This window comes from Bacillus methanolicus MGA3, assembly GCF_000724485.1.
GTDB classification, from domain to species: domain Bacteria; phylum Bacillota; class Bacilli; order Bacillales; family Cytobacillaceae; genus Bacillus_Z; species Bacillus_Z methanolicus_A.
This window is the reverse complement of record NZ_CP007739.1, coordinates 2,239,895-2,257,340: the sequence shown is the minus strand read 5'-3', so window position 1 is coordinate 2,257,340 and position 17,446 is coordinate 2,239,895. Positions and strand designations below refer to the sequence as shown.

Genomic DNA, 17,446 nt, shown 5'->3' with positions numbered 1-17,446 from the left:
TCATCATTTGCATTTGTTGCTTTTTTTGCCTTGGAGGCTGACCCAAAACTAAGAGCGAAGTACTTAATGGGTCAGCCTCTTTTTCAATGGAAAAATAAAAGGTGCGAAAATCGGACCATATTTTAGAAGGAGTGGGGAACAGTGACAATGATTTTTGCGCATCGCGGCTATTCTGCAAAATTTCCTGAAAATACAATGAAGGCATTCATTGAAGCGGAAAAAGCGGGAGCAGATGCTTTGGAAATTGATGTCCAGCTGACAAAAGATGGAGAGGTTGTCATTATTCATGATGAGAAGGTTGACAGAGTAACAAACGGCCAAGGTTATGTAAAGGAATTAACATATAAGGAGTTAAGAAAACTCGATGCTGGTTTTCATACGACATCCAAAAAGGAACCCATTCCTTCGCTTGAAGAATTCTTCGAATGGCTGTCGATGAACCGGCTTATTTGCAATATTGAGCTAAAAAACAATCTTATTCCTTATGAAGGAATGGAAGAGAAAGTAATTGAAATGGTAAGAAAATATAATCTTTCCAATCGAATAATTATATCCTCATTTAATCATTACAGCATTGTTTACAGCTACCGCATTGCTCCGGAAATTGAAATAGCTCCTCTTTATTCTCAAAGGTTATATATGCCATGGGTTTATGCTAAGTCGATTCGGGCGAAAGGAATCCATCCGAAATTGAATACAGTGACAGATGAAATGATTCGCGTTAGTATTGAAAGTGGCATTCAGGTAAGGCCATATACAGTAAATAAGGAAGCTGACTTGAAGTGGCTGCTCTCTATTAGATGTTCGGCACTAATTACAGATGAACCAGAAAAGGCATTAAAAATACGACAGCAAATTAAACCGCTCAAATGATTGAGATTGGCACTTGGCGCTAAAAATTCCAAAAGAAAAGGGGTCTGATCACTTGCTTTCAGTTAGCCCCTTTATTTTTTGTGTCAGAACCAGGCTGCCTCTGGAATCTTTTCTGTACTTTATTTCTCTTCCTGTCCCTGTGCAAAATAAAACCTGCTACAAACCCCAAACCTGCCAGAAAAAGAAGCAGCCCGACTAAGAATTGCATCCAGAGAAACGGAAAGGGAGCCTGTAAAATACCAAACACCATATCTCTCATCAATTTTATCCCGATTGCGGCGAAAATGCCGGGAATCAGCAATATAAGTAATGCAATTATTCTGCTCATAATTAATCCCTTCACACTTTGTATACTATCGAAAATGATAAATCATCTCTGAAATTTGTCAAGGAAGATAAATAACTTTAAAATGAATTTGAAAAATGTTGCACAGAAATCTTACCCATATATGAAAATTATTTCATGAGAGAGATGGAGTGAATTAACATGCAAACGGCGATGATCGTTGGAGCCGGTAAAGGCGGAACTGCCATTTTAAAAATATTAAAAGAAACGGCCATCCTCGATGTGAAAGCGGTAGTAGATATAAATCCCCATGCACCTGGAATCTTCCTTGCAAAACGGGAAGGGATAAAAACAGGGACGGATTGGCGCTATTACCTTTCAGATAAGATCGATGTCATTTTTGATGTTACCGGAAATAAAGAAGTATTTACAGCTCTAAGGGATGCAAGAAGCAAGGATACCGTGCTTATACCGGGAAGTGTTGCTTTTCTCATTGCAAAACTTTTTGAAGAAAAAGAAGAATATATTGAAAAATTCCGTAATGAAAATTATAAACATGATTTAATTTTCAATTCAACCGATGATGGAATGGTGGGAATTGATAATCAATGCAAGATCATTTTATTTAACAAAAGTGCGGAAAAAATAATTGGAATTCCGCAAGCGGAAGCAATGGGAAAACATATTTATGAAGTAATTCCGACAAGCCGACTCCCGAGGGTATTAGAAACAAGAAGAGTGGAAGCGAATCAGGAACTGATGCTGGAAAATGGACTGAAAATAATAACGACTCGAATACCAATGATCGATGAAAATGATCAATTGATTGGGGCATTTTCAGTTTTCAAGGATATTACTGAAGTCGTCAATCTTGCAGAAGAAGTAACAAATCTAAAAGAAATTCAAACGATGCTTCAAGCGATTATTCATTCAAGCGATGATGCCATCTCTGTCGTCGATGAAAAAGGAAGGGGAATCTTAATAAATCCTGCTTATACAAGGATAACAGGATTAACGGAAGAGCAAGTTATCGGAAAACCGGCAACTGCAGATATTTCCGAAGGGGAAAGCATGCATATGAAAGTGCTGAAAACAAGAAGAGCAGTGCGCGGAGCCCACATGCGTGTTGGCCCAAAGAAAAAAGAGGTCGTTGTAAATGTTGCGCCTATTATTGTTAATGGAAAGCTTAAAGGAAGTGTTGGCGTTATTCATGATATGTCTGAAATTCAAAACTTAAACCGGGAGCTGAACCGAGCCCGGCAAATCATCCGAACGTTAGAAGCAAAATACTCGTTTGAAGATATTATTGGGCAATCAGAGGAGATGAAAATAGCCATTGAACAGGCAAAATTGGGTGCAAAAACACCGGCTACCGTACTTTTAAGAGGCGAGTCTGGTACGGGAAAAGAACTGTTTGCTCATGCAATCCATAATGCAAGTGACCGAAAATATAATAAATTTATCCGTGTCAATTGTGCTGCTTTATCAGAGTCATTGCTAGAAAGTGAGTTATTCGGATATGAAGAAGGAGCTTTTTCCGGAGCAAAGCGCGGCGGAAAAAGAGGTCTCTTTGAAGAAGCAAACAACGGCAGCATTTTTCTTGATGAAATTGGAGAGTTGAGTGCAAATACACAGGCCAAGCTCTTAAGAGTCCTGCAGGAAAATGAAATCGTTCGTGTCGGCGGGACAAAATCAATCCCGATTAATGTACGTGTCATTGCTGCCACGAATGTCAATTTAGAAAAAGCCATTGCGAATGGAACTTTTAGGGAAGACTTATATTATCGGCTAAATCGGATGCCAATCCATATTCCTCCGCTCAGAAGACGCAAAGAAGATATTCCGCTTTTATGCGAACGGCTCATTCAAAAAATCAATCAGGATTATGGACGCAACGTAGAAAGCATTTCCGAACGCGCGATGGAACAATTGATGCTTTACGATTGGCCAGGTAATGTGAGGGAGCTTGAAAATGTTCTGGGAAGAGCCATGATCTTTCTTCACCATACGGAAACAGAAATTGATTTATTGCACCTTCCAGAGTTGAAAAATAAGCAAATTAAAGAAATAAGCAAGCCTAGAGCAGCACACCAGCAGCTTTTTGAGGGAACTTTGAACGAGCAGCTTGAACAATATGAAGAAAAAATTATCAAGCACGCGCTTTTTAAATTCAATGGCAATAAGACACAAGCTGCAAAAGCTCTCGGAATTTCCGTTCGAAACTTGTATTACAAACTGGAGAAGTATGGTATTGAAAATAATAGCATGCAATAAATTTCATGGTGAGAAAAAAATTGCAGGAATAAAAAACGTAAAATAAAGCGTTTTCATTTCGTAAAATTGGCACGCTTCTTGCATAAATAATATAATGAGTGCTGCAACTAGGTGAAAGGAGTCATAGCACATAAATGAAACTGGATTCGCTTATCGAAAAAGCAACCCAATCAGAGAATCAAACGGTAGCAGTTGCTGTTGCTGAAGACGAAGAAGTCATTGATGCTGTCGCAATGGCACTCGAGCAAAATTTAGCTGACTTTTTGTTGTTTGGAGATAAAGAAAAAATCCTCACACTTATGCATGAAAAATATTCTAGAATGGAAACAAATGGGAATATCAAAGTTATTCATGCAAATACGAATGAACTTGCAGCTGAACGTGCTGTAAAAGCAGTGAAGCTAAATGAAGCAGATGTGTTAATGAAGGGTAATATTCCTACAGCAACGATTTTAAGAGCAGTTTTAAACAAGGAATTTGGTTTGCGAACAGGAAATGTGCTTTCGCATGTAGCAGTTTTTGAAGTGCCGGGTTATGACCGCTATACAATTGTCACAGATGCAGCCATGAATATCGCGCCAGACCTGGAGCAAAAAGCTCAAATTATAAAAAATGCTGTAAATGTGGCTAAAGGGATAGGAATTGAGATGCCAAAAGTAGCCCCTCTAGCTGCCATTGAAATAGTAAACCCCAACATGCAAGCGACGCTGGATGCTGCTTTGCTGACCCAAATGAATCGGAGGGGACAAATTAGTGGTTGTATCATTGATGGACCGCTCGCATTGGACAATGCAATTTCAAAACTTGCTGCTGAACATAAAGGAATAGGCGGGGATGTTGCAGGACAGGCTGATATTCTATTAGTTCCAACAATCGAAGTTGGAAATGTACTTTATAAATCATTAATTTATTTTGCAAATGCAAAAGTCGGTGCTATTATTGCAGGTGCGAAGGCTCCAATTGTTTTAACTTCTAGAGCAGATAGTGCTGAAAGCAAACTATATTCACTTGCATTGGCTCTATGCTCAGCAAATTAGAAATGCGCGAACGCAGTGGAGGAAATTTACAATGAAAATATTCGAATATTTAGAGAAATATGATTATGAACAACTAATTTTTTGCCAGGACAAACAATCAGGTTTAAAAGCAATTATTGCGATTCATGATACAACGCTTGGACCGGCTCTAGGCGGAACACGCATGTGGACTTATAATTCAGAGGAAGAAGCAATTGAAGATGCGCTGCGTTTAGCACGAGGAATGACATATAAAAACGCAGCTGCTGGCTTGAATCTTGGCGGAGGAAAAACTGTTATTATCGGCGATCCGCGAAAAGATAAGAATGAAGAAATGTTCCGGGCATTTGGCCGTTATATCCAAGGGCTAAATGGCCGTTATATCACAGCTGAGGATGTTGGTACTACTGTTGCAGACATGGACCTTATTCATGAAGAAACTGATTATGTAACAGGTATTTCACCAGCATTTGGTTCTTCAGGAAATCCTTCGCCTGTTACAGCATACGGAGTTTACCGCGGTATGAAAGCAGCAGCTAAAGAAGCTTTTGGAACAGATTCATTGGAAGGAAAAGTAATTGCTGTTCAAGGTGTTGGAAACGTTGCATATAACTTGTGCCGCCACCTTCATGAAGAAGGCGCTCAATTAATCGTGACTGATATCAATAAAGAAGCCGTTCAGCGAGCAGCCGAAGAATTTGGCGCCAAAGCGGTTGATCCAAATGAAATTTATGGAGTTGAATGTGATATTTATGCCCCATGTGCACTTGGCGGCGTCATTAATGATGAAACAATTCCTCAAATGAAAGCAAAAGTTATTGCAGGTGCAGCGAACAATCAATTAAAAGATTCTCGCCACGGTGATATGATTCATGAAATGGGAATAATCTATGCACCAGATTATGTTATCAACGCTGGCGGAGTGATCAATGTTGCCGATGAGCTTTACGGTTATAATCGTGACCGTGCGATGAAAAAAGTAGAATCGATCTACAACAATATTGAAAGAGTCATTGAAATTGCAAAACGTGATGGTATTCCAACATACCTGGCTGCAGACCGCATGGCTGAAGAGCGGATTGAAAGAGTACGCAATTCACGCAGTCAATTCCTGCAAAACGGCCACAATATTTTAAGCCGTCGTTAAAAATTGTTTTATTGGAAAAGGGGCTGACTCAAAAACAAAGGGCCAGACCCCTCCAATACAATATATACAACCAGTATTAAAACCACTCTATATATTCTCATTGTTGGAGGGAGTCAGACCCTTGTGAGCCAGCCCCCTTTCCATATTTGTAAAAGATACCGGGAAAAGGATTTTGAGATATATTTTAGTAATGATACAGTGGTTGTTCTTATTAGATGGAGGTTACGACGTTGCAAGAAAAAAAATATCGGATACTCGCGATCAATCCTGGTTCTACATCAACGAAAATAGGAGTTTTCGATAATGAGATATCCGTTCTAGAAAAAATAATTCGACATGATGCTGATATGATCAATTCTTTTGAGGACATTATTTCTCAATACGAATTTCGCAAGAAAACAATTCTTGAAACACTTGATAACGAAGGAATTAATATTTCAAAGTTGAGTGCCGTATGCGGTCGAGGCGGTTTATTAAGACCAATAGAGGGAGGTACATATGCTGTAAATGAACAAATGCTTTCTGATCTTCGTGAAGGCTATGCGGGGCAGCATGCTTCCAATCTCGGTGGAATTCTTGCTTACGAGATTGCGTCAGGCTTAAACATTCCAGCTTTTATTGTAGACCCGGTTGTCGTAGACGAACTTGATCCGATTGCCCGTATTTCCGGATTTTCACTCATTGAAAGAAAAAGTATTTTCCATGCGCTTAACCAAAAATCGGTAGCACGAAGAGTTGCTAAAGAATTCGGAAAGAAATATGAAGAACTCAATCTGATTGTTGCTCATATGGGAGGCGGAATTACTGTTGGTGCCCATAAAAAGGGAAGAGTGATTGATGTTAATAATGGTCTTGACGGCGATGGCCCATTCAGTCCTGAGCGGGCAGGCACCGTGCCTGCAGGAGATTTAGTCAGCCTTTGTTTCTCCGGTGACTATGACAGGGAAGAAATTATGAAAAATCTTGTCGGACAGGGCGGCCTTGTTGCATATCTTGGTACAAAGGACGCAATAGAAGTGGAAAAAATGATTGAACAAGGCGACAAAAAAGCAGAGCTCATTTATTTTGCAATGGCATACCAAGTTGCAAAGGAAATTGGCGCTGCAAGTGCGGTTTTAGCTGGTAAAGTAGATGCAATTGTTTTAACAGGCGGTCTTGCATACGGAAAAGAATTTGTAAAGGCAATCATCGAACGGATCAATTGGATCGCGGACGTGATTGTCTATCCGGGTGAAAATGAACTGCAAGCATTGGCAGAAGGTGCTTTGAGGGTATTGCGTGAAGAAGAAGAAGTAAAGGAATATTTTGGGAAAGCGAAACATGCAGAGATCGTAATATAGAGGAGGAACAATAAGTGGCTCAAGAATATGATTTGGTGATCCTTGGCGGTGGTACCGGGGGTTATGTGGCAGCAATTCGCGCCTCTCAGCTTGGCTTAAAAACAGCCGTCATTGAGAAAGGAAAACTTGGAGGAACCTGCCTGCATAAAGGATGTATTCCTAGTAAAGCGCTTCTTAGAAGTGCAGAGGTATTTGCGACTGCAAAACGCGGAGAAGAATTTGGAGTCATGGCGCATGAAGTCAGCTTAAACTTTGGCAAAGTACAGGAGCGGAAAAATAAAATTGTTGATCAGCTTCATAAGGGTGTACAGCATTTAATGAAGCAGGGGAAAATCGATGTTTACGAAGGCACCGGCCGAATTTTAGGACCGTCCATTTTTTCACCGATGCCAGGTACAATTTCCGTTGAGATGAACAGCGGGGAAGAAAATGAAATGCTTATTCCAAAAAATGTGATCATTGCAACTGGATCGCGGCCACGAACCCTTCCAGGATTAGAACCTGACAATGAGTTTGTTATGACTTCTGATGAAGCTTTAGCCATGGAATCTCTCCCGAAATCAATCATTATTGTAGGCGGAGGTGTCATTGGCATAGAGTGGGCATCCATGCTTTCAGATTTCGGTGTTGACGTAACGGTGATAGAGTATGCTGATCGGATTATTCCAACTGAAGATAAAGAGATTTCTAAAGAAATGCAGCGGTTGATGAAAAAGAAAGGCGTTAATACTGTAACAAGTGCCAAAGTTCTTCCTGAAACTCTTCAAAAGGGTGACGGGGTAATCATTTCCGCAGAAATAAAAGGCGAGGCAAAAGAATTTAAAGCGGAAAAAATTCTAGTTTCAGTTGGGCGCCAGGCAAATATTGAAGGGATTGGCCTTGAAAATACAGATATTCAAATTGAAAAAGGCTATATTGCAGTAAATGAATACTTTCAAACGAAAGAATCTCATATTTATGCAATTGGAGATTGCATCGGCGGCTTGCAGCTTGCCCATGTAGCATCCCATGAAGGAATTGTAGCTGTTGAGCATATTGCCGGACAAAATCCATCTCCTATTGATTACAGTCATGTATCAAAATGCATATATAGTAATCCGGAAGCAGCAAGCATCGGTTTAACTGAAGATGAAGCGAAAGAAAAAGGATACAAAATAAAAGTGGGTAAATTCTCATTTCGTGCTATTGGAAAGGCTCTTGTACTCGGAGAATCAGACGGCTTTGTTAAAATTGTTGCAAACGAGGAAACAGATGATATTCTTGGAGTCCATATGATCGGCCCACATGTAACCGATATGATTTCTGAAGCAGGATTAGCGCGTGTCCTAGATGCGACCCCTTGGGAAGTTGCCCATACCATTCACCCGCATCCAACATTATCAGAAGCAATCGGAGAAGCCGCACTCGCAGTAGATGGAAAAGCAATCCATTTGTAAAGGGCCAGACCCCCTTCGTGCGTTAATGCGTTAAAGTGATAAGGGCGAGACCCCGCATATTGATTTAGGAGGTTAAGTGAAATGGCTGAAAATCGGCATAAAGCTTTAGGTTTAAGCGATGAAAATGTGTTGGAAATGTATGAAACTATGCTTATGGCGCGCCGTATTGATGAGCGCATGTGGCTTTTAAACCGTGCCGGAAAAATTCCTTTCGTCATTTCTTGCCAGGGTCAAGAGGCAGCTCAAGTTGGTGCAGCGTTTGCTCTTGATCGAGAAAAAGACTACGTATTGCCTTATTACCGTGATATGGGAATAGTGTTAACTTTTGGTATGACGGCAAGAGAATTAATGCTTTCCGGATTTGCAAAAGCTGAAGATCCTAATTCAGGAGGCCGCCAAATGCCCGGACATTTCAGCAAAAAGAAAAATCGTATAGTGACAGGTTCTTCTCCGGTTACAACACAAGTACCACATGCTGTCGGAATCGCTTTGGCAGGCCGAATGGATGGGAAAGATCTCGTAGCATTAGTAACCTTTGGTGAAGGATCATCCAACCAAGGAGATTTCCATGAAGGTGCAAACTTTGCGGGAGTTCATAAATTGCCTGTTATTTTCATGTGTGAAAACAACAAATATGCTATTTCAGTTCCATATGAAAAACAAGTAGCTTGCGAGAAGGTTTCCGACCGTGCAATCGGTTATGGAATGCCCGGCTATACAGTGGATGGAAACGATCCTCTTGAAGTTTATAGGATCGTAAAAGAAGCGGCAGACCGCGGACGCCGCGGTGAGGGACCAACATTAATTGAGGCAATTACCTATCGCTTAACCCCTCATTCATCAGATGATGACGACCGAAGTTATCGTGCTCCTGATGAGTTGGCTGCAGCAAAAACAAAGGATCCGATTATTACTTTTGGAGCTTATTTAAAAGAAGTCGGAGTAATGGACGATGTTTTAGAAAAAGAAATTAATGACCGTGTTATGAAAATAGTAAATGAAGCGACAGACTATGCTGAAAATGCGCCGTATGCAGAACCGGAACACGCGTTGAAACATGTTTATGCTGAGAAGTAAGGGGGAACGAACATGGCGGTAATTTCTTATATTGATGCAGTAACAATGGCCATTCGTGAAGAGATGGAAAGAGATCCTCGAGTTTTTATTTTAGGTGAAGACGTTGGGAGAAAAGGAGGAGTTTTTAAGGCAACTCAAGGACTCTATGAAAAATTTGGTGAAGAACGGGTAATTGATACGCCGCTTGCAGAATCGGCAATCGCTGGTGTCGGAATTGGAGCCGCTATGTACGGTATGAGGCCAATTGCTGAAATGCAATTTGCAGATTTTATTATGCCTGCTGTTAATCAAATAATTTCTGAGGCTGCTAGAATACGCTATCGTTCAAACAACGACTGGAACTGTCCAATTGTCATTCGTGCTCCTTATGGCGGCGGTGTTCACGGTGCTCTTTATCATTCACAATCAGTCGAAGCAATATTTGCAAACCAGCCTGGCTTGAAAATTGTTATGCCTTCCACACCGTATGATGTGAAAGGTTTATTAAAGGCAGCAATTCGTGATGATGATCCGGTATTATTCTTTGAACATAAACGCGCATACCGTCTGATTAAAGGCGAAGTGCCTGAAGATGATTATGTGCTTCCTATCGGCAAAGCTGATGTAAAACGGGAAGGGGAAGACATTACTGTGATTACGTACGGTTTATGTGTTCATTTTGCGCTTCAGGCTGCAGAAAGGTTGGCGAAAGAAGGCATTTCCGCTCACATTCTAGATTTAAGAACCGTTTATCCTCTAGATAAAGAAGCCATTATTGAGGCAGCTTCAAAAACAGGAAAGGTTCTTCTAGTTACAGAAGATAACAAAGAAGGAAGCATTATAAGTGAAGTTTCCGCGATTATTGCAGAAAACTGCTTATTTGATCTTGACGCGCCAATTAAACGACTTGCAGGTCCAGATGTACCGGCGATGCCATATGCACCGACAATGGAAAAATTCTTTATGATAAATCCTGACAAAGTTGAAAAAGCAATGCGCGAACTTGCAGAATTTTAAAAAGAGTACGGAAATGCAGCACAAGAAGGAGGTTTAACCATTGACTATAAAACAAATAAAAATGCCTCAGCTTGGAGAAAGTGTAACAGAAGGAACAGTTAGTAAATGGTTAGTTTCTGTTGGAGATAAAGTAAACAAATACGACCCGCTTGCGGAAGTAATGACTGATAAAGTAACTGCAGAAGTTCCATCATCTTTTACAGGAACAATAAAAGAGCTGAATGCTGCAGAGGGAGATACATTAGCAGTAAGCGAAATAATTTGTACGATTGAAGTAGAAGGCGGAAATACAGATGAAAATCAGGAAAAAAATGAAGGGAAAGATGAAGAAGAAACGCAGCAAGCAGCACATATCACTGCTGAACATGAAAATAAAGTCCGCTATTCACCTGCTGTACTTAAGCTTTCTCAAGAACACGGCATTGATCTTTCCAAAGTTAAAGGAACTGGTGCGGGCGGTAGGATTACCCGTAAGGATCTGAAAAAATTAATTGAATCTGGAAATATTCCAAGCCTAGGTGAAAAACCGGCAGCTGTTCAAGCTGATTCTGCTCAGGTTAAACAACAAAATACTTCTGAACATCCGCTTTCAAAACAACCTGCAGATAAAGAAGCAACACCTGCATCTAACATTCCGACAGTTCCCGGTGATATTGAAATTCCAGTTACAGGCGTTCGCAAAGCGATTGCAGCCAATATGGTCCGCAGCAAACATGAAGTTCCGCATGCCTGGACAATGATCGAAGTCGATGTAACAAACCTTGTTGTGTACCGCGACTCCATTAAAGAAGAATTTAAAAAGAAAGAAGGCTTTAATTTAACTTACTTTTCCTTCTTCGTGAAAGCTGTTGCCCAGGCTCTTAAAGAGTTCCCACAAATTAACTCGATGTGGGCAGGGGATAAAATCATTCAAAAGAAAGATATTAATATTTCAATCGCAGTTGCGAAAGACGACGCATTGTATGTGCCGGTTATTAAACATGCCGATGAGAAAACGATCAAGGGGATTGCCCGCGAAATCTCGGAACTTGCAACAAAGGCTAGGGCCGGCAAACTGAAAGCAGAAGATATGCAAGGCGGAACATTTACTGTCAACAATACAGGTTCGTTTGGTTCAGTCCAGTCTATGGGAATTATTAATTATCCTCAGGCAGCACTACTTCAAGTTGAATCCATCGTAAAGCGACCGGTTGTTATGAATAATGGAATGATCGCTGTTCGTGATATGGTAAACCTGTGCTTGTCCCTTGATCACCGAGTGCTTGACGGTTTGATTTGCGGAAAATTCCTGCAGCGTGTAAAAGAAATCCTTGAAAATATATCCAAAGAAAATACTTCAGTTTATTAAGCCATAAGAAGAGGCTGACTCATAAGGGTCAGGCTCCCTCCACAATGCTTATATATAGAATGATTTTAATTAGCTTTTATCTAAATGTTAAATGGGAGGGGCCTGATCCTTTGATTTTTATACGGAGTCTTATTTAGAAGATTCGATTGTGGCGGCTGATATTCCATGGAGGTTTGAGCTATCCTCTTTTCCAAAATAAAAGTCAATTTCATTATTTCGAATCACATTGTTGGGAACCAGTCCCTCAATCATTTAACGAATTTAGTGGTCATTGCGACTTTCAATTATATATACTAAAATAATAAATGTACATAAATAATTTTGAATTTTACTACTGTTTAATGGCCTCATCTATAACAGAAGGGAGGGAATGCTGCTGGTTTATGGCAGCGTAATATGACCATTAACGAAATGAAAAATGAACAATTTCCGGCTGTCTCAACAGATGAATGGAAAGAGGCAGCCGAAAAAAGTTTAAAAGGAAAATCGCTAGATTCACTTACAAGATACACATATGAAAACATAAAATTGAAACCGCTTTATTCTGCAGAGGATGAGGTCGATTGTGAAATATCACAATTTCCAGGCTTCCCGGATTATAGAAGAGGGATCTATCCTCTTGGATACTATGAAAATGATTGGCACGTTGCACAGACGATTAAATACAAAAAAATCGATGAATTGAAAGCAAGTCTTTTGTCGGCATTGGAAAAAGGACAGACATCCATTTCCTTTGAGGTCAATGCGGATACGATTGGTTGCCTTAAGGAAATCATCGGTACTATCTATGATAAATATCCTTTCAGTGTGAATGCTAAATTATTTCAATTTGATTTTATAGAGACTCTTCTCGATTTAGCTGGAGATCCAGGTGAAACAATTACAGGTTTTACAGGGATGGATCCGATTGCGATTTTTGCAGAACAGGGATCTTTGCCAATAAAGTTGAGTGAGCTTTACGACGAATGGGCAGAGGTCATTAAAAAAGCAGATCAATATATGCCTCATTTAAAAACAATTCTCGTCGATGCGACTCCATATCATAATGGAGGAGCTAATGCTGTTCAAGAACTAGCTGCCGGTCTTTCTGTCGCTGTTTTCCACATCCAGGAATTGCTTGACCGGGAACTTCCATTGGAAAAAATTTTATCGAAGATCGTATTTAAATTTTCCATCGGGGCTAATTTCTTTATGGAAATTGCGAAAATACGCGCGGCAAGGATACTCTGGAACAAAATAACAGAGGCATATGAGGCACAGCCGGAAAACAGAAAAATGATTATCGCAGCCGAAACTTCAAAGGTAACGAAAACGGCATATGATCCGTACGTGAATTTGCTTCGCAGCGGAAATGAAGCATTTGCAGCTGTGCTCGGAGGCATCCAATACTTGCATGTAAGCCCGTATAACGAACCGGAAAATAATTTTACGTCTTTTTCTGACCGAATTGCACGAAATACACAGTTGATTTTAAAAGAAGAAGCCCATCTGAATAAAACGGTTGATCCGGCGGGAGGTTCATGGTATATCGAGCATTTAACAAATGAACTTGCAAAAAAATCTTGGGAACTTTTTTTGCAAATCGATGATCTCGGCGGAATTTTTGAAGTAATGAAAACTGGATGGCTTCAAAAGCAAATAAGTGAAATCCGTGAAAAAAGGCAAATGGATGTTAATACAAGAAAACAAAGCATAATCGGTACAAATATTTATGCTAACCTTAATGACAAGCCATTGCAGTTGACTGAAGCGCCTGCGAATATATCCGAATCAGATAAAAAAGAAATGGTGGAGTCAATCCCGCAAATCCGTTTATCAGAGCCATTTGAAAAACTCCGCCGCCGTTCAGAGCAATTAGCAGATAAATTGGGAAGAAAGCTAGCAGTTGGATTGATCTGTCTGGGAGAGTTAAAACAGCACAAAGCACGGGCAGATTTTATCACAGGATTTATCGCCCCAGGAGGAATTGAAGGAATACAGAGCGGAGAAATCACAGAAAAAGAACAAGCTTTTTCATTTATCAGGGAAACAGGTTTTCAACACTATTGTTTATGCGGCAGCAACGAACAGTATGCGGAAATAGGAATGGATTTTGTGCGTGAAATCAAGAAACTTTTCCCATCCATCAAGCTTTTCTTAGCAGGTCTGCCGAATGCAGGCGAGGAGAAAGATTGGCTTTCCAGCGGAATCGACGAGTTTATCCATGTAAAAAGCAATTGTTACAAAGTCGTTTCTGCCCTTTTAGAGGAAATGGAGGCGAAAATGCATGAAGAATAAACCTGATTTTAAAAAAATTTCCCTGTTTGAAAATCAATCAAAACCTACAGAGCAAGATTGGAAAATAATAGCGGAAGAGGAAATCGGGCGATCAATCGAAGATTTGCTTTTTGAAACAAATGAGCAAATAAAAATTAAACCATTGTATACGAAAGCAGATCGAAACGGGCTTAAGCATTTAGATGACAAACCGGGACTGCCTCCATTTACACGCGGTCCATATCCTACTATGTATGTAAACAGGCCTTGGACTGTCCGCCAGTATGCAGGCTTTTCAACTGCTGAAGAAAGCAACGCTTTTTACCGGCGCAATCTGGCAATGGGGCAAAAAGGGCTGTCCGTAGCTTTTGATTTGGCAACTCACCGCGGCTATGATTCAGACCATCCCCGTGTAGTTGGAGATGTCGGAAAAGCAGGAGTTGCCATCGATTCCATTCTGGACATGAAGACGCTGTTTGATGGGATTCCGCTTGATCAAATGTCTGTATCAATGACAATGAACGGTGCAGTTCTGCCGATTATGGCTTTTTATATTGTGACGGCTGAAGAGCAGGGGGTAAGTCAGGAGAAACTTTCCGGGACGATTCAAAACGATATTTTAAAGGAATATATGGTCCGCAATACTTATATATATCCGCCGGAAATGTCGATGAGGATTATTGCTGATATCTTTGAATATACTTCCAACTATATGCCAAAATTTAACAGTATCAGTATTTCAGGCTACCATATGCAGGAAGCGGGAGCACCTGCCGATATCGAATTGGCTTATACACTTGCAGACGGTCTTGAATATGTGAGAACAGGATTAAAAGCAGGGATTGAAATTGACTCATTTGCACCGAGGCTGTCATTCTTCTGGGCAATTGGGATGAATTATTTTATGGAAGTAGCGAAAATGAGGGCTGCCCGCCATATTTGGGCCAAAATGATAAAATCATTTAATCCGAAAAACCCGAAATCGATGGCTCTTAGAACGCACTCGCAAACTTCAGGCTGGAGTCTTACAGAACAGGATCCTTTCAATAATGTAGTCAGAACGTTGATTGAGGCTCATGCTGCAGCAATGGGTCATACACAGTCTCTTCATACGAATGCCCTTGATGAAGCAATTGCTCTGCCTACTGATTTTTCGGCGAGGATTGCCCGCAATACCCAGCTGTATTTACAGGAAGAAACAGGAATTACGAACGTCATTGATCCATGGGGTGGATCTTATTATGTTGAAGCTTTAACAAATAAGCTGATCGAACGGGCGTGGGAACATATTGAGGAAATCGAAAATCTAGGCGGAATGGCGAAAGCAATTGAAACAGGGCTGCCAAAAATGCGAATTGAGGAAGCTGCTGCAAGACGACAAGCTCAAATTGATTCAAGGAAAGAAACAATCATTGGCGTCAACCGTTACCGTCTTGAAAAAGAGGAGCCAATTGAGATATTGGATATTGATAACACAGCAGTGCGTTTAAAGCAAATTGAGAAGCTGAATCAGCTGAAGGCAAGCCGTGATGAACAGAAAGTGCAAGAAGCACTGCAGGCGATTACGGAAGCAGCGAGGTCCGGAAAGGGTAATTTGTTAGAACTTTCCGTTCAGGCAGCGAGAGCAAGAGCTACTTTAGGGGAGATCTCCTATGCGATTGAAAAAGTAGCGAAGCGGCATAAGGCTGTGATTCGTTCTGTCAGCGGAATTTATAGTGCTAACTTTTCAAATGAGGAAGAAATAGCAGAAGTTAAAAAGATGACTGATGAATTTTTAGAAAACGAAGGAAGAAGACCGAGAATTTTAATTGCAAAGATGGGTCAAGACGGACATGACAGAGGTGCGAAAGTTATTTCCACTGCGTTTGCGGATCTCGGATTTGATGTTGACATCGGACCATTATTTCAAACACCTGAAGAAACTGCTTTGCAGGCAGTTGAAAATGATGTTCACGTAGTCGGGATCAGTTCTTTAGCTGCGGGTCATAAGACACTCCTTCCGCAATTGGTTGCTGAACTGAAAAAGCTCGGTAGAGAAGATATTCTTGTTGTTGTAGGAGGAGTCATTCCTGCACAAGACTATCAATATCTTTACGATCATGGAGCAGCTGCTATTTTCGGGCCGGGGACGGTCATACCTGTTGCTGCCCAAAAAGTAATAAAAGCCATATATGAACGGCTCGGTTATGAGGAAGTGCCAAATTAATGAGCAAAGATATGAAGCCTGAATGGTCCGATTCCGAACGCCCGGACATATTTTCTACTACGGTTCGCAAAGGTGTTGAAACGGAGGCGGAAGCGGTTGTTTTTCAGAAAAGCGGTCGTTTCAAAAAAAAGGGTTCCTTTGGACCAACTGTTGAAGAGTTAACAAAAGGAGTGCTTGAAGGAAATAGAGGTCTGCTTGCCCGAGCAATTACGTTAATTGAAAGCAATGCTGAACGGCATTTTTTACAAGCGCAGAAGCTTCTTCAAAATCTTCTTCCCTATACTGGAAAATCGATTCGCATCGGAATTACGGGAGTTCCCGGAGCAGGAAAAAGTACGTTTATCGAAGCATTTGGAACCTTTCTTTGTGATCAAGGATACCGTGTTGCTGTACTTGCAGTCGATCCAAGTTCAAGCATAACCGGGGGAAGCATTCTCGGTGATAAAACTAGAATGGAAAAACTGGCGAGAAATCCGCGTGCTTTTATCCGTCCTTCTCCTTCTGGCGGCAAGCTCGGTGGCGTCCATCGAAAAACAAGAGAAACAATGCTCTTATGCGAAGCTGCCGGATTTGATGTGATTCTTGTCGAGACAGTCGGTGTCGGACAGAGTGAAGTCATTGTCAGAGATATGGTTGATTTCTTTATGCTTTTAGTGCTAACAGGTGCTGGAGATGAACTTCAAGGAATGAAAAAGGGCATTATGGAACTTGCAGATGCAGTAATTGTTAATAAAGCAGATGGACCAAATAAGTTAGAAGCGGAAAAAACAAAAGAAGAATATAACCGCATTTTGCATTTTCTTCAGCCTGCCACGAAAGGATGGGAAACAAAAGCATACACTTGTTCTGCACTTTACAGCTCAGGTATTGACGAAATATGGGCGGCAATCGAGAAATTCGAAAAACAAACGAAACAATCCGGCGTTTTTGAGGACAGGCGCAGAAAGCAAACGAAGGAATGGATTTATTCGATGATCTCAGACCAGTTGCATGACAGTTTCTTTCGCCACCCCGAAATAAAAAAACAGCTCCCTAAAATTGAAAATGAAGTGATTTCCGGGGATCGAACCGTGACCGCTGCTGTGGAAGAATTATTTCAAATCTTTAATAAATCAGAACATAAATAGAGTTAGAGCTGCGTTTTGCAGCTCTTTTTTTTCTGCACAATTTAATAAAGATAATTTGTAGACT

13 protein-coding genes are annotated in these 17,446 nt (G+C 40.7%); 12 read left to right on the top strand and 1 reads right to left on the bottom strand.

Annotated features, from left to right (window positions below; genetic code table 11):
* The first annotated feature begins 141 nt into the window (after positions 1-141).
* Positions 142-873 carry a glycerophosphodiester phosphodiesterase gene (locus BMMGA3_RS10920; protein WP_004435549.1) on the top strand — a complete coding sequence of 244 codons (732 nt, stop codon included), beginning with the start codon at positions 142-144 and terminating at the stop codon, positions 871-873.
* 58 nt (positions 874-931) lie between these two features.
* On the opposite strand, the gene BMMGA3_RS10915 is transcribed toward BMMGA3_RS10920, so the two are convergent.
* On the bottom strand, positions 932-1,201 hold the full coding sequence (locus tag BMMGA3_RS10915) for a DUF2627 domain-containing protein (protein WP_004435547.1): 270 nt from the start codon (positions 1,199-1,201) through the stop codon (positions 932-934).
* A 159-nt stretch (positions 1,202-1,360) separates the two neighbouring features.
* On the opposite strand from BMMGA3_RS10915, the gene BMMGA3_RS10910 reads away from it, so the two are divergent.
* The 11 genes from BMMGA3_RS10910 (at position 1,361) to meaB (ending at position 17,382) form a co-directional block, all read left to right on the top strand.
* A complete protein-coding gene (locus BMMGA3_RS10910; RefSeq protein ID WP_004435546.1) occupies positions 1,361-3,433 on the top strand; it encodes a sigma-54 interaction domain-containing protein in 2,073 nt (690 codons plus the stop codon).
* A 134-nt stretch (positions 3,434-3,567) separates the two neighbouring features.
* On the top strand, positions 3,568-4,470 hold the full coding sequence (gene yqiS, locus BMMGA3_RS10905) for a phosphate butyryltransferase (RefSeq protein WP_004435544.1): 903 nt from the start codon (positions 3,568-3,570) through the stop codon (positions 4,468-4,470).
* 31 nt (positions 4,471-4,501) lie between these two features.
* Entirely contained in the window at positions 4,502-5,596 is a 1,095-nt protein-coding gene (bcd, locus tag BMMGA3_RS10900) for a branched-chain amino acid dehydrogenase (protein WP_004435542.1), read from the top strand.
* A 230-nt stretch (positions 5,597-5,826) separates the two neighbouring features.
* Positions 5,827-6,936, top strand: a complete 1,110-nt coding sequence (buk, locus tag BMMGA3_RS10895) for a butyrate kinase (RefSeq protein WP_004435539.1) — start codon at positions 5,827-5,829, stop codon at positions 6,934-6,936.
* Between the two features lie 14 nt (positions 6,937-6,950).
* Positions 6,951-8,372, top strand: coding sequence for a dihydrolipoyl dehydrogenase (gene lpdA, locus BMMGA3_RS10890; RefSeq protein ID WP_004435538.1), 1,422 nt, complete (start codon positions 6,951-6,953; stop codon positions 8,370-8,372).
* An 81-nt stretch (positions 8,373-8,453) separates the two neighbouring features.
* Positions 8,454-9,449 (top strand): thiamine pyrophosphate-dependent dehydrogenase E1 component subunit alpha, encoded by a 996-nt coding sequence (locus tag BMMGA3_RS10885; protein ID WP_004435535.1) that lies wholly within the window; start codon positions 8,454-8,456, stop codon positions 9,447-9,449.
* 12 nt (positions 9,450-9,461) lie between these two features.
* Positions 9,462-10,445 (top strand): alpha-ketoacid dehydrogenase subunit beta, encoded by a 984-nt coding sequence (locus BMMGA3_RS10880; protein ID WP_004435533.1) that lies wholly within the window; start codon positions 9,462-9,464, stop codon positions 10,443-10,445.
* 61 nt (positions 10,446-10,506) lie between these two features.
* Entirely contained in the window at positions 10,507-11,793 is a 1,287-nt protein-coding gene (locus tag BMMGA3_RS10875; RefSeq protein WP_412151044.1) for a dihydrolipoamide acetyltransferase family protein, read from the top strand.
* Between the two features lie 396 nt (positions 11,794-12,189).
* Positions 12,190-14,070: a methylmalonyl-CoA mutase subunit beta gene (locus BMMGA3_RS10870; RefSeq protein ID WP_004435527.1), complete on the top strand. Its 1,881-nt coding sequence runs from the start codon at positions 12,190-12,192 to the stop codon at positions 14,068-14,070.
* Positions 14,060-16,255: a methylmalonyl-CoA mutase gene (scpA, locus tag BMMGA3_RS10865; RefSeq protein ID WP_004435525.1), complete on the top strand. Its 2,196-nt coding sequence runs from the start codon at positions 14,060-14,062 to the stop codon at positions 16,253-16,255. The genes BMMGA3_RS10870 and scpA overlap by 11 nt, the downstream gene beginning before the upstream one ends.
* A complete protein-coding gene (gene meaB, locus BMMGA3_RS10860; protein WP_004435522.1) occupies positions 16,255-17,382 on the top strand; it encodes a methylmalonyl Co-A mutase-associated GTPase MeaB in 1,128 nt (375 codons plus the stop codon). Before scpA ends, meaB begins: the two co-directional genes overlap by 1 nt.
* Positions 17,383-17,446 lie beyond the last annotated feature (64 nt).

Coding starts and splice junctions, on each gene's coding strand:
- BMMGA3_RS10910 (WP_004435546.1), top strand. CDS start 1,361: ATGCAAACGGCGATGATCGTTGGAGCCGGTAAAGGCGGAACTGCCATT.
- BMMGA3_RS10875 (WP_412151044.1), top strand. CDS start 10,507: ATGCCTCAGCTTGGAGAAAGTGTAACAGAAGGAACAGTTAGTAAATGG.
- BMMGA3_RS10915 (WP_004435547.1), bottom strand. CDS start 1,201: ATGAGCAGAATAATTGCATTACTTATATTGCTGATTCCCGGCATTTTC.
- BMMGA3_RS10885 (WP_004435535.1), top strand. CDS start 8,454: ATGGCTGAAAATCGGCATAAAGCTTTAGGTTTAAGCGATGAAAATGTG.
- BMMGA3_RS10880 (WP_004435533.1), top strand. CDS start 9,462: ATGGCGGTAATTTCTTATATTGATGCAGTAACAATGGCCATTCGTGAA.
- BMMGA3_RS10870 (WP_004435527.1), top strand. CDS start 12,190: ATGACCATTAACGAAATGAAAAATGAACAATTTCCGGCTGTCTCAACA.
- meaB (WP_004435522.1), top strand. CDS start 16,255: ATGAGCAAAGATATGAAGCCTGAATGGTCCGATTCCGAACGCCCGGAC.
- yqiS (WP_004435544.1), top strand. CDS start 3,568: ATGAAACTGGATTCGCTTATCGAAAAAGCAACCCAATCAGAGAATCAA.
- bcd (WP_004435542.1), top strand. CDS start 4,502: ATGAAAATATTCGAATATTTAGAGAAATATGATTATGAACAACTAATT.
- scpA (WP_004435525.1), top strand. CDS start 14,060: ATGAAGAATAAACCTGATTTTAAAAAAATTTCCCTGTTTGAAAATCAA.